Source organism: Marinimicrobium sp. (assembly GCF_002695945.1).
In the GTDB taxonomy this organism is placed as follows: Bacteria; Pseudomonadota; Gammaproteobacteria; order Pseudomonadales; family Cellvibrionaceae; genus Marinimicrobium; species Marinimicrobium koreense.
The window spans coordinates 105,640-121,509 of record NZ_NZQP01000050.1; the positions used below are offsets into that span (position 1 = coordinate 105,640).

The window sequence follows — 15,870 nt, forward strand, 5'->3', positions numbered from 1 at the left end:
AATGCCGACGATAACCGGCCAATGATACGTATCCGCATAACCCGGCACTCGCTCACATTCCGGACAGTACCGGGCTAATCTGGCTTGACTGTATCTCGTTTGAGATACAAAATAGGGTGTATTTATCCTCTGGAGGTCGCGCTTATGGCCCATACATCGATGCTGCATGTTAGGGTGGACGACAAACTCAAGGCGGATGCGGCGAACAAACTGGCCGATGTCGGCCTGACTGTGTCGGACGCCGTCCGTATTCTATTGACTCGTGTCTGCAAAGAAGGGGGCTTGCCCGCAGGCCTTACGACCGATGAAAAGGCTCACGACCTCTGGTTTCGGGAGAAGGTCTTGGAGGCACTGGCGGACACTGGTCCAGGAAACTCTCATCAACAGGTTATTGATGAAGCCCGGGCTGTAATTGAAAGGAAGCAGAGTAATGACCGACATACACTGGTCGGCGCTGGCTCGCGCTGATCTCTTGGACATTGTCGATTACATATCAGACGATAACCCTGTGGCTGCGCTGCAGGTCTTGGACGACATTAACACCAAGGTCGGCCAGCTAGCATACTTCCCACAATCGGGCCGCTTGGGCAGAGTTGAAGGAACCCGGGAGTTGGTCGTACTGGCGAACTATGTCGTTGTGTACCAAGAGGATGCGATTGCACCGCGTGTATTGCGAGTGTTACATGCCGCGCAACAATGGCCTTCGACCCCGGAGTAGAGCGTTAGAAGCCGAAGCTGAAAATCCCCCTCCGTGTTCAATATGCTTTTCCTATTTCAGCATTGGTACCGTAAAATCCAATCCTGTAAAGTACTGGCTAGACAGAAAAGCCGTTCAGAGACATGGATATGCAGCCCTTACTGACACCCTGCCCGCTCGATTTCGACGTTTTCGCTGCACCTCACTCCGCGCCCCGCCAAAACCGCGAGGCCGGTAAATGAGCCAGGGGGAACTGATCATCTACCGCACGGAGGACGGGCAGGCAGAGATCCAACTGCGGGTAGAGGGTGAGACGGCGTGGTTGACTCAAGCGGAAATAGCCGACTTGTTTTCTACGACCAAACAAAATGTCAGTTTGCACGTCCGTAACATCTTGAAAGAAGGGGAGTTATCCGAGCATTCAGTTGTAAAGGAAAACTTGACAACTGCCGCTGACGGCAAGAATTACCGGGTCAAATGGTACAGCCTTCCCATGATCCTCGCGGTTGGCTACCGAGTGCGCTCCCCCCGCGGCACCCAGTTCCGCCAATGGGTCACCGCACACCTGGAGGAGTACCTGGTCAAGGGCTTCATCATGGACGACCAGCGCCTGAGGGAGCCCGGCGGCTGGGACTACTTCGACGAGCTGCTGGCGCGCATCCGCGACATCCGCGCCTCCGAGAAGCGCTTTTACCAGAAGGTTCGCGATCTCTTTACCCTCTCCAGCGACTATCAGCCCGGCGACCAGGCAGCCCAGCAGTTCTTCGCTGAAGTCCAGAACAAGCTGCTCTACGCCGTCACCAGCCATACCGCCGCCGAGCTGGTGGTACACCGTGCCGACCCGCATGAGCCCAATATGGCGCTGACCAGTTGGAAAGGCGCGCGGGTCCGCAAAACAGACGTCACAATTGCCAAGAACTACCTGACCGCTGACGAAGTGGATACCCTTAACCGGCTGGTGGTGATCTTCCTGGAGCAGGCTGAATTGCGGGCCAAAGGCCGGAAAGACCTGACGCTGGATTACTGGCGCAACAACGTCGACCGCCTGCTGGAATTCAACGAGAGGCCCGTCCTGCAAGGCGTGGGCGCCATGAGCGCGGAGCAGGCAAAGCACGTTGTCCACGAGCGATACGAGCAATTCGATACCCAAAGGCGACAAAATGAAGCACTGGAAGCCGATGCCGAGGATCTAAAGGCCTTGGAGGCATTGGAGCAAGAGGTCAAACAGAAGGGAAAGAAGCCATAAACTGGTTTTGAGCCAAGGATTGCTCGCGCATAGTCACACCAATTTACCCCGCCAGTTGTCTTAGCCCAACCCTGCCTTTGTCATGAGGACGCCAGGACAAGAGTCTTGCTGAAGTACCAATCCGAGCAGCCTTGTTGGCACGCGAATCTTTCATCCTGTAAAGTACCTAAAACTGAGCGCTGGTTGATCTTTTGAGACTCTCATGCCCGATACGATTGGATACTACCAAGAGCACGCGGAAGAATTTGTGTCATCGACATTCGGTGTAGACATGGACGCGCTCTACAGCGAATTTCTACCTCTGATACCCAAGGGCGGGCATATTCTGGATGCGGGCTGTGGCTCTGGGCGAGATGCGCTTCACTTTCACCGCAAGGGTTTTACCGTATCCGCCTTTGATGGTGCTCTAGCTATAGCTGAACTAGCGCGGAACAAAACTGGTTTGGCTGTTGAGTGTCGACAGTTTTCTGAAGTCACAGAAGCAGCCGTTTACGACGGCATCTGGGCATGTGCCAGTCTACTGCATCTACCAGCAGATCAGATTCCAGACGCCATTGATCGACTTTGGCGGGCTCTGAGGCCCGGCGGTAATCTCTATATAAGCTTCAAGGTCGGTGATGGTGAGCGCAGCCACGAGGGGCGGCATTTCACCGACGCAACCGAAGTCGAGGCGAAACAGTGGCTATCAGACATTGAGGATTTGGAAAGCCACCGCTTATGGCGGACTGATGACCAGCGCCGGGATAGGAACGAGCAGTGGCTGAACATTCTGCTTACCAAGCAGCCTGCACCACACAGCAAACTCACTACCGGCGGAGAGAACAATCATTTCCTGCCCAAGCTCTGCCGCGCCATCAACCGTGCCAATCGAATTGATATGGCCGTGGCGTTTATCAAAACTACCGGTCTCAATCTGCTGTTCAAAGATCTGAATAACGTATTAGAGCGTGTCAAGAACCCATCAAAGTTGCGAATTCTCACCAGTGACTACCTCGATATTACGGACCCGGAAGCTTTGCGCAAACTACTGTTGCTGCAAGATCAGGGAGCAGAGGTGCGGGTATACCAGAGCCAGGGTAGCAGCTTTCATATGAAAGCTTACCTGTTCGCCGGTACCACCGAGAGTGATGGGCACTGGGGAAAAGCATATATCGGCTCGAGCAACCTGAGCCGTCAGGCACTACAGGATGGCCTGGAGTGGAACTATGAAGTGAGTTTTCCGACCGATACCGGGTACTTGGAGGCTGTAAGCCGCTTTGAAGAACTGTTTGCAAATGCGAAGACGCAACCGCTGAGCGATGCTTGGGTTGACGAGTACGAGGCTCGGCGTCAGCCGCCCACTCAATCCGTCGCCCCAGGTAGCATTGAACAGGAAGCTCCGCCGAAACCGACTATCGTTCAAAAGGAGGCTTTGGCCGCATTGGATGATACCCGCCAGCAAGGTTATGGCCGCGGCGTAGTGGTGCTGGCGACTGGGTTGGGTAAAACTTGGCTGTCCGCCTTCGATGCGGTGCAGATGGGCGCTCGGCGAATCTTGTTTGTCGCTCACCGGGAAGAGATTCTTAATCAAGCAGCAGAGACTTATCTTCGTATTAAACCCAGTGCCAGGGTTGGCTTTTATATGGGGAAACAGCGCGACACTACCGTTGACATTCTTTGTGCCTCAGTGCAGACGTTGGGTAGGGTTGAGCATTTGGAGCAATTCAAGCCCCAACACTTTGATTACATTGTAATTGATGAGTTTCACCATGCGGCAGCGCCCACTTATCATCGGCTGCTCAGCCATTTTGCACCTCAGTTTCTGCTAGGGCTGACCGCCACTCCTGATCGCACTGACCGCTCCGATATACTATCTTTGTGTGATGATAATTTGGTTTTTGAGTACCCCCTGTTCGATGGTGTGCGGAGTGAGCATCTCGTTCCATTTCACTATTATGGAATCTATGACGAAGGTGTCGATTACACAGAAATACCTTGGCGAAATGGTAAGTTTGATCCTCGCTTGTTAGCCAATAAGTTGGCGACTCTGGGCCGAGCCAGGCACGCCCTTCGGGAGTGGCGGCAGTACCGTCAGAGCCGAACTCTGGCATTTTGTGTGTCTCGCCAGCATGCTGAATTTATGGCCGAGCAATTCATTAAAAGCGGTGAACGGGCTGCCGCAGTGCATGGTGAATCGGAACTGTCGCGTGGCGAGGCATTGGAGCACCTCGAGCAAGGTGATCTCGATATTGTCTTTTCGGTCGACTTGTTCAACGAAGGGGTCGACTTGCCTGCAATCGACACAGTGCTTTTGCTTCGCCCAACCGAATCAAAAATCCTGTTTCTGCAACAGATTGGCCGGGGCTTGCGCCATAGCCCGGGTAAATCCCAGCTAGTGATTATTGATTTTGTGGGTAATCACCAGAGCTTTCTACATAAGCCACAAGCCTTGATGGGGCAGGCAATGAACCACCGCCAACTCGCTGAGTTTGGGCGAAAAGCTGAGCATGAGCGCTTGGCTCTTCCCGATGGGTGCTTCATTAACTATGACTTGAAGATCATCAATTTTCTGAAAGATCTGGATGCCAAAGGGCCGGATAAGGATTACGTGTCATTAAGAGACACCCTGGGCCGCCGCCCGACACTTACTGAGTATTACCATTTTGGCGGAAACCTTACCCAAACGAGGAGGCAGCATGGCAGCTGGTTTGGGCTGCTTGAGGCCATGGGTGATCTCTCAGAAAAGGAGTCTGCTTTAGTTAACCAGCACAAGGACTTCTTTGGTGAGCTGGAAACTACCTCAATGGCCAAGTCTTTCAAGATGATTTTGCTAGAAGCCTTCCAGCAGTTGGGTGGATGGTATGAGCCCCCAACACTGGAAGACCTTGCTAAGTCGTCCTGGGAAGCGCTGAAGCGCCGTCCCCGTTTATTTGTCGAAATCAGCGATTCAGTACGGAATTCCGACGGTGGCTCGAAAGAATGGCAAAAATACTGGAAGAAGAATCCCGTTGATCACTGGACGAACAAAAATCCCGCAATATTTCGGGTAGAAGGCGATCGCTTTGTCCCGGCGTTCACAGTTGACCCTAGTGTGATTCCCGAACTTGAATTCATGGCTCAAGAGCTTCTGGACTACCGGCTGGCTTCTTACGAGGCGCGGGCCAGTGTTAAATTGGAAGCACCAGAGAGCCGAGTAACTAGCTTGCCGGAGCGATCAGGTATTGAGTTGCCTTACTTTCCAACGTTGAAGATTGCCTGCGGTCATTTCCGCAACAGTCGGGCCGATGCAGAAGAGTACCGGCATTTGCCTAATGTTTACGGACGCCTGGACCCGACGCGGCATTTCATTGCCCGTGCTTCTGGGGAGTCCATGAATGGTGGAAAGAACCCCGTCCGCGATGGCGATTATCTGCTACTTGAGCAGGTCAGTCCATTGAAGGCGGGTAGCATCACAGGTAAAACCCTTGCTATTGAGCGCGTAGATGAGGCCGGAGATACACAATACTTACTCCGGAAAGTGTTAAAAGATGAGCAAGGAGAATACACCTTGCGCGCGGCCAACCCAGACTATCAAGATATACGTGTAACACCGGAAATGGCTGATGAGTTGCGCACCTTTGCTAGGTTGATCGCGATTGTGGATCCTGTCGAATTAGCTGTTGGTGAAGCATTTTATCGAGAGGAGATTCCAGAGTTGTTCGGAGCGAGCTATAGCCCTGGAAACTGGAACAGCGGTCATGTGTTCCTGGAGCAGAAACAAGCTCATGTTTTGCTGGTCACATTGAACAAGCAGGGGAAGGTCGATAATCATCGGTATGTAGATTATTGGGTTGACGACAACCACTTTCACTGGCAAAGCCAACGTTCTACTACCCCGGATAAAAAGAGGGGTAAAGAACTCATTCATCACCAAAAGTTGGGTCTATCCGTCCATTTGTTTGTTAGAAAGAATAAACTTGTGAATGGTAAGTCGGCACCTTTCGTTTACCACGGCCCGGTAGCGTACGAGAGCCACGAAGGAAGTGCGCCTATGAGTGTCGTTTTTCGATTAGATTGACAAGTCTGTTAAAAGAAATGAGCTCTTGTTTTCCAGAAGTGTGCTCGGTTAGGCCCAGGTGGGACTAGTCCGAGCGGGTTGAGCGAGATAGATTTTACCGCGCGCAAGCTGGCGCGCTCACTGTATGGCTGGGCTATGGCGGGCGTTATGCATATTCGGTTTGGGGGATGGGCCATTAGCGGGGCATGGGGACTTTTGTGATTGACTTCACAAATGGACAGTTGCCTCAATGTTTGAAATTGACAGTCGCGTTCAAGACGAATTAAGGTTCACATAGCTATTGAAAGGAGATTCAAGTGAAATATTCCTCTTTTGTGATTGGCCTTGCCGTTTTCCTGCAGGCTTGTGCCACGACCCCGTCGCCTTATATTACTGAGTGTGCTCAGCCCGCGTGCGAGCGACAGGCCTCCGAACAATCACTGGCCAGCCGTGCTTCGGACGGAATAGAGGTCGTAACCAATAGTCACTTATCGTTCCATATCAGTAGCACACCAAAGAAGCTTGTTCATCAGCAGGATATGCTGTTCATCATCTTCTCTGACGACACGAAAATCGCCGCATCAACCTTATCATTAAGCGATTTCGGCCTGAATGACAGTGAGCTTTCCGCTTCTTCGCTCCTAAACCTGTCGTTAATGGAAAAGTTCAGTTCGCTACCGAACAGCCTTAGCCGGGCCGAGCGGCATGTCATTCGGTCAATAAAGCTAGATGCGATGAGCGGTGACGAAGCAGTGCGTTACACCGGCGATAATATTACAATTTACCTCTATTCTGAAACAGACAAGAAGCACAAGGCCTATGTTGTGTCCGGGAAGGAGTCAACGTCCTGGACAATGCTGGACCTTTACGGTCTGACGAGAGATGACGTCAAAGACGTGCTTTCAACTATTAAACCGTTTTAACACCAACCTCTGTAAGGAAACACTATGAGTGAACCTCTCACCGCATCCGAAGTTCAAGATACCAAGGATGTCCTTCAAAATTTTTACGGCGCGCAGACACAGAACTGGCGGATTACCGTGAGGACCCTAGAGGTTCTGGGGCGTCTGATTGAAAAAACACGGGCGTGTGACAGTATGATGGATTTAGTGCCCAGGCCGTTTGGCGGTGGATCGGTGATTAAGTGGGGACAGAAGCAGATACGACAAGCCGTGCTCAGAAAATTGAAAGATAACAGTGGAAAACATTATATTGCCTGCATGAAGGCGTCCGCCGCGTCTATGAGGACTGACTTTTATATGTCAGGCCTCTAAGAATGTTTAGTTCGCTGACGCCCCAACGGTCACCGTACTGAGCTGTTGGGTGTTTGAAGAAAGATGGCGGATGCGCAGGCTTATCCGCCCTACGGGAAGTCGTGGTAGGGCGGATAAGCGAAGCGCATCCGCCGTTGCCTGTTTTAGCTCTAGTTCAGTATTTCTCTTAAATACTGCCCCGTATAAGACTTCTTTCGTTTGATCACAGTGTCGGGCTTACCTTGAGCGATAACCTTGCCACCCTGGCTACCACCCTCAGGCCCCATATCAATCACCCAATCCGCCTCGGCAATTACATCCAGGTTGTGCTCGATCACCAGCACTGAATTGCCCGCATCCACCAGCCGGTGCAGTACGTGCAGGAGTTTATCCACATCAGCCATATGCAGGCCGACGGTGGGTTCGTCGAGGACGTAGAGGTTGTGGGCTGATCTTCTTCCTTTGTTGTCTTCCGGGGTCATGTTGGCTTTGCTGAGTTCGGCCACCAGTTTGATGCGCTGGGCTTCGCCGCCGCTCAGGGTCGGGCTCTGTTGGCCCAGGGTCAGGTAGCCCAGGCCCACGTCCTGCAGTAGGCGCAGGGCGTGGTGGACTTTGCTGATGGGGGCGAAGAACTCGACGGCCTCGTCGATGTTCATGGCGAGGACGTCGCCGATGTGTTTGCCCTTATAAGTGACGCTCAGGGTTTCGTCGTTGAAACGCCAGCCGTGGCACACGTCGCAGAGAACACGTACGTCGGGCAGGAAGTTCATTTCGATTTTCTGTTCGCCCTGGCCGCCGCAGGCCTCGCAGCGGCCGTCGCCGGCGTTGAAGGAAAAGCGCGCGGGGGTGTAGCCGCGCAGTCTCGCATCCACGGTGCCGGCAAAGAGTTTGCGGATGGTGTCCCAGATGCCGATGTAGGTGGCGGGGCAGGAGCGTGGGGTTTTGCCGATGGGGGTCTGATCGACTTCCAGGATTCGGTCAATGTTTTCCCATCCGGTGATTTGGCTGGCGCCGGTCCAGGTCTGTTTGGTTTTGCGTTTCTGGGCGATGGCCTGTTTGAGGTTGGGGTAGAGTACGCCGCGTATCAGGGTGCTTTTGCCGCTGCCGCTTACGCCGGTGATGGTCACCAGTTGGCGCAGGGGCACGCTCACATTGACCTTGCGCAGGTTGTTCTGAGTTGCTCCCTCGATGTGCAGACTTTCCTTGTCCCAGAGCTTGCGCATCTCAGCGTTGCGCAAATCGGGCATGGGGTGGCGCAGGGGTTCGGAGAGCATCTGCCCGGTGAGCGAGCGCTTGTTGCCCATCACCTGTTTCAGGCTGCCGTGGGCCACGACTTCGCCCCCGTTGATGCCCGCGCGCGGGCCCATGTCGATCAGGTGGTCGGCTTCGCGGATAGTGTCTTCGTCGTGCTCGACCACGACCACGGTGTTGCCCTGTTGTTGCAGCTCGCGCAGGGTTTCGATCAGTTTGCGGTTGTCCCGGGTGTGCAGGCCGATGGTGGGTTCGTCCAGTACGTAACACACGCCCTGGAGGCTGGAGCCCAACTGTGCGGCCAGGCGGATGCGCTGGGCTTCGCCGCCGCTCAGGGTGGGTGCGGCGCGGTCCAGGCTCAGGTAGTCGAGCCCGACTTTCTGCAGGAACTGGAGGCGGCTGTGCATTTCGGCCAACAGATCCCGGGCGATGGCCTGCTCATTGGTTTTCAGTTTGAGGGTTTTGAACCACTGCTCGGCGGCGACCACGGGTAGCGATGCCAGCTCGGCAATGGAGCGGTCCCGGAAGCGTACGGCCAGGGCGGTGGGGTTCAGGCGTTGGCCGTTGCAGCCCGGGCAGATTTTTTCCGTACCCGCTTCGTCGTCCGGCAGCCAGGTGCGTTCCTCGCCGGTCTGTTCTTCGTCAAAGCCCTTGATGATCTGCCCGGTGCCGTAGCAGCGTTGGCACCAGCCGTGTTTGGAGTTGTAGGAGAACAGGCGCGGGTCCAGTTCATCGAAACCGTCGCCGCAGCTCGGGCAGGCGCGCTGGGTGGAGAACAGGCGTTCACTGGCGGCCTGTTTGCCCGTACGTTTGTCGACGGGCGCCACAATCACAATGCCGTTCCCAAGATCCAGTGCCTGCTCCAGGCCATCCATCAAGGCCCGTTCGTTCCTGGCGGAAACGGTCACGTCGGTCAGCGGTAGCTCGATGTTGTGTTCGCGATAGCGGTCCAGCTTGGGCCAGTTGTCGGTGGGTTGGTACTCGCCGTCCACACGCAGTCTGGTGTAACCACGGGCGGCGGCCCATTCGGCCAGTTCGCGGTATATGCCCTTGCGCGCGACGACCATGGGCGCGAGCAACGTGACCTCCCGGTTGCGGTAATCTTTCTGCACCCGCGCCAGAATGGCGGCTGGGGTCTGCGGTTCGATGGGTACTTCGCACTCCGGGCAGTGCTGGGTACCGAGCTTGACGTAGAGCAACCGCAGGTAGTGGTAGATTTCCGTCAGGGTCGCCAGGGTGCTTTTGCGCCCGCCGCGACTGGTGCGCTGTTCGATGGCCACGGCCGGGGGGATACCGTAGATGGCATCCACATCCGGGCGCGAGGCGGGCTGCACAAACTGCCGGGCGTAGGCGTTCAGGGATTCCAGGTAGCGACGCTGGCCTTCGCCAAAAATCAGATCGAACGCCAGGGTGCTTTTGCCACTGCCGCTGACGCCGGAGATGACGGTGAGTTTATCCCGCGGAATGGTGACGTCGATATTCTTCAGGTTGTGTTCGCGGGCGTGGTGCACGCTGATGACCTGATCGGTTTTGCGCTTGCGCTTTTTCGCGGGCGCGGGCAGAGCGACCCCTTGCGTCAAGGACGCGTCGTACTCGCGCAATGCCTGGGCGGTATAACCGTTGTTGCTGGCCATGATCTCGGCTGGGCTGCCCGCCGCCAGCAGTTCCCCGCCGGCGTCGCCGCCTTCCGGCCCAATATCGATCAACCAGTCTGCAGCGCGAATCACATCCAGGTTGTGTTCGATCACCAGCAGCGAATGTCCTGCGGCCTGCAACTGGCGGAAGGCGCCCATGAGAGTCGCGATATCGGCAAAGTGCAGGCCGGTGGTGGGTTCGTCGAACAGGAACAGGATGTGTTCTTTATCTTTGGCCTTAGTGTTGGCGAGGTGACCTGCGAGTTTCAGGCGCTGCGCTTCACCGCCACTCAGGGTGGGCACGGCCTGGCCCAGTTGCACATAGTCCAGGCCCACGTCCGCCAGGGGTTGCAGGCTACGCTGGACCTCGGGTTTATCGTGGAAGAACGTCAGCGCTTCGGCCACGGTCATCGCCAGGGCGTCGGCAATGGACAGAGCACGTCGACCTTCGTCGGCATCCTGCAGCAGTTTCACTTCCAGAATTTCATCGCGGAAGCGTTTACCATCGCAGTCCGGGCAGCGCAGATACACGTCGCTCAGAAACTGCATCTCCACATGCTCGAAGCCGTTGCCCTGGCAAGTGGGGCAACGGCCGTTGCCGGAGTTGAAACTGAAGGTGCCCGGCGTATAGCCGCGCTCTTTGGCCAGGGGTGTGGCGACAAACAGTTTGCGGATGGCGTCGAAGGCGCCCACGTAGGTGGCCGGTGTGGAGCGCGTGGTTTTGCCGATGGGGCTCTGGTCGACCATCACCGCCCGGTCGATTTTATCCAGTCCGTCGATACGTTGGTGAGCGCCGGGCGCTTCGGTCTGTTCGCCCAGGTGTTTGAGGATGGCCGGGTAGAGTATCTGGCGCATCAGGGTGGACTTGCCCGAGCCGCTTACGCCGGTGAGGCACACCAGTTTTTTCAACGGAATGGTGACGTTGATGTTTTTCAGGTTGTGTTCGCGTGCACCGGTGATGGTGATGGCAGGCAGATTCTTTTGGGACGCAGGTTCCGGGTATACCGGTCCGGGACTCGCCGTGGACCCTTCCATGGGGGCTCGACTGCCGCTTCCATGCGGCAGACGGTCCCGGACCGGTATACCCGGAACCTGCTCGTGCCGAACTGATACTTGTTTGGTTCCGTTTAAGTAGCTTGCCGTGAGATTGGTCTTGCGCTTGAGCAACGCATTGGGTGTGCCGAAGAATTCAATATTGCCGCCGTGGCGGCCCGGGCCTGGGCCGATATCCAGAATGCGGTCGGCGGCGAGAATCACCTGCGGGTCGTGCTCCACCACCAGCAGGGAGTTGCCGGCGTCACGCAGTCGGTGCAGGACTTTGACCAGCCGCTGAATATCGCGCGGATGCAGGCCGGTGCTGGGCTCGTCCAGCACGAACAGCGTATTCACCAATGAGGTGCCCAGAGCGGTGGTGAGGTTGATGCGCTGCACTTCGCCGCCGCTCAGGGTGCGGGACTGCCGGTCCAGGGTCAGGTAGTCCAGGCCCACTTCGCACAGGTAGCCCAGCCGCGAGCGGATTTCTTCCAGCAGCAGTTGGGTGGGTTCGTCCGCGTTGGCGTCGCCCATCTGCTCGAAAAAGTCGGCGCAGCGCACCAGGGGCAGGCGCATCACATCGGCAATGTTGAGACCGGGCAACTGGTTGAACCGATCCGCTGCAAGCGTGTTGCCCTTGGGTATAAAGCGGGCGCGACCGGACAGCGCCTGTTCGGCCGCTTCAAAGGAACCGACTCGCCACCAGAGCGAGGTGGGTTTCAGGCGGGCGCCACCGCAGTCCTGGCAGGGTGTGTAGGAGCGGTATTTGGAGAGTAGCACCCGGATGTGCATTTTGTAGGACTTGCTTTCCAGCCAGTCGAAAAACTCTTTGATACCGTACCAGCGGCCACTTTCCCATGAACCGTCCCCTTCGCCCTGAATGACCCACTGTTGTTGCTCGTCGGTCAACTCCGCCCAGGGTTTGGTGATGGGGATGCTGCGCTTTTTGGCGAAGCGAATCAGATCCCGTTGGACTTCGTTGAACGACGGCGTCTGAATCGGTTTGATGGCGCCGTCCTTCAGGCTCAGGCGCTCGTCCGGAATCACCAGGCCATAGTCCACACCGATAATACGGCCAAAGCCCCGGCAGCTGTCACAGGCGCCCAGAGGCGAGTTGAAGGAGAACTGGCTCGGCGTCGGCTCCGGGTAGTCGATATCGCAGCTTGGGCAGTGGTGGTGGCTGGAGAAGCGCTCCGGCTTGCTCACGGTCCTGTCGGCGCCCATTGGATAGATCAGCACATGGCCCTTGCCGTAGTGCAGGGCGGTTTCCACCGCCTCGGTGAGCCGGCCCCGGTTCTCGTCGGTCAGCTTGAGCCGGTCCTGTACCACTTCCACCCGGCTGCCATCACGCCCATGGATGCGGGCGTAGCCCTGCTGGTTGAGCAGTTGCAGCACTTCATCGTCGCTGAGCGTCTCCGGTACGGTGATGGGCAGGCATACCATCAGCCGCTGACCGTTGGGCCAGTCCCGATAGAGCGCTTCCACCACGCTCTGGGCGGTGTCGCACACCACCTCCCGGCCACAGCCCTGACAATACAGGTGAGCCAGGCGGGAGAAGAGCAGCTTCAGGTAGTCGTTCAGTTCGGTCATGGTGCCCACGGTGGAGCGGGAGGTGCGTACCGTATTGCTCTGCTCGATGGCGATGGCCGGCGGGATGCCGTCGATCAGGTCCACCGCCGGCTTGTCCATCCGGTCCAGAAACTGCCGGGCGTAGGCGGAGAAGGTCTCCACATAGCGTCGCTGGCCCTCGGCGTAGATGGTATCGAACGCCAGGGTGGACTTGCCCGAGCCGCTGACGCCGGTGACCACCACCATTTCCCCCAGGGGGATATCCAGGTCCAGGTTCTTCAGGTTGTTCTGGCGGGCGCCGCGGACAATGATGGCTTCGTGGGACATAAGCGGGGGCAGACTCCGGAGTTGGCAGAAGGGCTCAATATACGGGAGTTGGTCAGTACGACCAAGGGGCCCGGATGGATGTCAGCCCCTTGGCTCAGTGCTCGCCTCGCCAACAAAACATACCGGCCCGCTTACCCAGCACCCGAATCGATTCGTGCTCGTCCGCCGGCCGCTGCGCCAGACCATAGCACAGGTGCAGGGGTAGCAGGTGTTCCTCGCGGGGGTGACAGTAGCGGGCTTCCGGAGCCGTGCTCCAGTCTACCAGTCGCCCTGACCGCTCGGTCTCGCTCAGAGCCGGGTTGATCAGGGTGTCGGTCAGCCAGTCTTCGAAGGCTTTATTGCGCGCATCGCTCTGCGCTGTGACTGGCTCGAAAAAAGCCTTCATGTTGTGAAAAGAAAAGCCCGAGCCGATCACCAGTAGGTTGTCCCACTCCAGGCTCTGCAACGCCCGCCCCAGGGCGATGTGGGTCGCCGGGTCCAGGGATGTCAGCAGCGACAGTTGGATACAGGGAATATCCGCCTCGGGGAAAAGGAGCTTGAGGGGCACAAACAGCCCATGATCAAAGCCCCTTTCGAGGTCTTGCACGGCGTCCAGTCCCGCCTGGCTGAGCGCCTGACTGACCTGCGTGGCCAGTCCCGGCGCGCCGGGGGCGGGGTACTGAATCTCGTACGACTCGGGCGGAAAGCCGGAGTAGTCGTAAATCAGCGGCGGCTGGGCACCGCTGGTGACGGCGGCGACGGGCGCTTCCCAGTGGGCACTGACCACAATGATCGCCGAGGGCCGACGTAGGCGCTTACCCAGTGAGGTCAGTTGTATCACCAGCTCGTTGTGCGCCGGGTCCCCCAGCAGCGGTAGTGGGCCGCCGCCGTGGGAGATATAGAGAATGTCGGGCTTGTTGGCCATGACGGTGTGCCTCCGGGTTTCCCGTTAAATGCGTTTGGCGATCAGGTTGTCCAGTGACAGTCGCCCGGCGCCCAACAGGGTCAGGGCCGCTGTGGCGGCGAGCAGGCTGAGCGCAAACTCGTAACCATTGTTGGCCATAAACAGGCCATTACCAATGTGCACGCTGAAAATCGCCACCACCATGGTAAAGGCTGACACCAGAGCGGCCGGTCGGGTGAGCAGGCCAAACATCAGGGCCAGGCCACCAAAAAACTCGGCGCTGCCCGCCAGTAGAGCCATCAACAGGCCCGGTTGAAGACCGATGCTTGCCAGCCATTGCCCGGTACCTTCGAGGCCGTAACCACCAAACCAGCCAAAGAGTTTTTGCGCGCCGTGGGCCGCCAGGATGATGCCGGTGGGAACCCGCAGGAGCAGAGCGCCAAAGCCGGCGTCGGATTGCAGAGCGTTTTTAATCAATGGGTGTGACATGGGGAATCTCCAATAACTAGTGGCTGTGGGTAATCAACGGTTTCAGATTACTATCAACTCATTAGTAAATTAATGGGTTATTTGTTGTATTATTGTCAACAAATCATTGATAGTTGAATATTTTCGACAACGGGAGGCTGGCCATGGACCGTTTGACCGCTATGCGCGCCTTTGTCACGGTGGTGGCCGAGGGCTCCTTTACGCGGGCCTCTGAGCAAATGGGGGTGTCCACGCAGTTGGTCAGCAAGTACGTGGGGCAGTTGGAGGTACACCTAGGAGTGCGTTTGCTCAACCGTACGACGCGCCAACTGCACCTGACCGAAGCGGGCACTGCTTATCACGCCCGCGCGAAACCGTTGCTGGACGAGTTGGAAGCCGTGGAAAGCCAGCTCGGCAACTGGCAGCACCAGGCGCGCGGACGTCTGCGCATCAGTGCCCCGGTGTCCTTCGCCGCATTGCATATGGGGCCGCTTCTGGCGGACTTTCAGCAGACCTATCCGGGCATCGAAATCGATCTCCAGCTCAATGATCGCAAGGTGGATATTGTCGATGAGGGCTTCGATATTGCTTTGCGTATCGGCCGACTGCAGAGCTCCTCATTGGTTGCCAAGCGGATCGCACCGGTGCGCATGGTACTCTGCGCTTCCCCTGCCTATCTGGCTGCCCGAGGAACACCCCATAGTCTCGCTTCGCTCAAGGGGCATCGCTTTCTGCGTTACAGCTATATGGATGAGAGCAGCGAGCCACTGCTCAAGTGGTTGATACCCGAGGCCGAGCAGCTGGCCGGGCTGGCGACCAACAATGGAGATGTACTGGGGCGGCTGGCCGAGGCCGGCGCGGGCCTGGTGCTGCAGCCCACCTTCATAGTTGGCCCGGCGATTCAGGCCGGGCGGCTTCAGGTTCTGTTACCGGACCACGAGCCGGAATCCCTGGCTCTTTATGTCGTTTACGCCCACCGACGCCTGCTGGCCACGAAAGTGCGCGCCTTTGTGGACTTCATTGAGGGCTACTTCGGGGATCCACCCTATTGGGATGGGTTTGATGGTCAGCCCAATCGCGGTGTTACACTTAGCTCAGACTAGAGGAGACCCCATGGATACTCAAACCCAAACCGAACTCGAAGCGGCGGCCTTTCGGCGCCTGCTCAAACATCTGGATGAGCGCAAGGACGTCCAGAACATCGATCTCATGGAGCTGGCCGGCTTCTGCCGCAACTGCCTGAGCAAGTGGTATATGGAGGCGGCCCAGGAGCGTGGCCTGGACGTGGACAAGGACACGGCGCGGGAAATGGTCTACGGCATGCCCTATGAGGAGTGGAAGGCCCGCTATCAGACACCCCGCTGATCGGCCCGCCTTATTGTCATATTGTATTTAAGGACACTCTGATTAATTCCTAAAATTTGCGATAATACGCCCGTTGTCAAAATCGCCGATTGTGAGGTTTAACGATGCGCCAACAATCCCTGACCGACGG

The 15,870-nt window shown here is 57.0% G+C and carries 11 protein-coding genes; 8 read left to right on the plus strand and 3 right to left on the minus strand.

Translation table 11 applies throughout. The features are described 5' to 3' along the window. The first annotated feature begins 144 nt into the window (after positions 1-144). From CMG77_RS11515 to CMG77_RS11540, 6 genes are all read left to right on the plus strand, one after another. Positions 145-468: a type II toxin-antitoxin system RelB/DinJ family antitoxin gene (locus CMG77_RS11515; RefSeq protein ID WP_024462191.1), complete on the plus strand. Its 324-nt coding sequence runs from the start codon at positions 145-147 to the stop codon at positions 466-468. Then, entirely contained in the window at positions 431-718 is a 288-nt protein-coding gene (locus CMG77_RS11520) for a type II toxin-antitoxin system RelE/ParE family toxin (protein WP_286807485.1), read from the plus strand. Before CMG77_RS11515 ends, CMG77_RS11520 begins: the two co-directional genes overlap by 38 nt. A gap of 217 nt (positions 719-935) precedes the next feature. Further along, positions 936-1,943, plus strand: a complete 1,008-nt coding sequence (locus CMG77_RS11525; RefSeq protein ID WP_286807483.1) for a virulence RhuM family protein — start codon at positions 936-938, stop codon at positions 1,941-1,943. A 202-nt stretch (positions 1,944-2,145) separates the two neighbouring features. Next, positions 2,146-5,979: a DUF3427 domain-containing protein gene (locus CMG77_RS11530; protein ID WP_286807482.1), complete on the plus strand. Its 3,834-nt coding sequence runs from the start codon at positions 2,146-2,148 to the stop codon at positions 5,977-5,979. 296 nt (positions 5,980-6,275) lie between these two features. Then, entirely contained in the window at positions 6,276-6,881 is a 606-nt protein-coding gene (locus CMG77_RS11535) for a hypothetical protein (RefSeq protein WP_286807481.1), read from the plus strand. A gap of 24 nt (positions 6,882-6,905) precedes the next feature. Further along, positions 6,906-7,232, plus strand: a complete 327-nt coding sequence (locus CMG77_RS11540) for a hypothetical protein (RefSeq protein ID WP_286807480.1) — start codon at positions 6,906-6,908, stop codon at positions 7,230-7,232. A 149-nt stretch (positions 7,233-7,381) separates the two neighbouring features. Here the strand turns inward: CMG77_RS11540 and uvrA are convergent, their stop codons facing one another. The 3 genes from uvrA to CMG77_RS11560 form a co-directional block, all read right to left on the minus strand. Beyond that, complete coding sequence (gene uvrA / locus CMG77_RS15950; protein WP_339619790.1) at positions 7,382-13,024, minus strand: excinuclease ABC subunit UvrA; 5,643 nt, start codon at positions 13,022-13,024, stop codon at positions 7,382-7,384. Between the two features lie 94 nt (positions 13,025-13,118). Further along, the gene (locus CMG77_RS11555) at positions 13,119-13,928 is read right to left on the minus strand and encodes a DODA-type extradiol aromatic ring-opening family dioxygenase (protein WP_286876221.1); all 810 of its coding nucleotides are present in this window, start codon (positions 13,926-13,928) and stop codon (positions 13,119-13,121) included. 24 nt (positions 13,929-13,952) lie between these two features. Continuing rightward, the gene (locus tag CMG77_RS11560; protein ID WP_286807478.1) at positions 13,953-14,396 is read right to left on the minus strand and encodes a DoxX family protein; all 444 of its coding nucleotides are present in this window, start codon (positions 14,394-14,396) and stop codon (positions 13,953-13,955) included. A 143-nt stretch (positions 14,397-14,539) separates the two neighbouring features. Here CMG77_RS11560 and CMG77_RS11565 point away from each other — a divergent pair, with 143 nt between their 5' ends. Next, entirely contained in the window at positions 14,540-15,478 is a 939-nt protein-coding gene (locus CMG77_RS11565) for a LysR family transcriptional regulator (RefSeq protein ID WP_286876223.1), read from the plus strand. A gap of 10 nt (positions 15,479-15,488) precedes the next feature. After that, positions 15,489-15,740 (plus strand): DUF1244 domain-containing protein, encoded by a 252-nt coding sequence (locus tag CMG77_RS11570; protein ID WP_024462203.1) that lies wholly within the window; start codon positions 15,489-15,491, stop codon positions 15,738-15,740. The last annotated feature ends 130 nt before the right edge of the window (positions 15,741-15,870 follow it).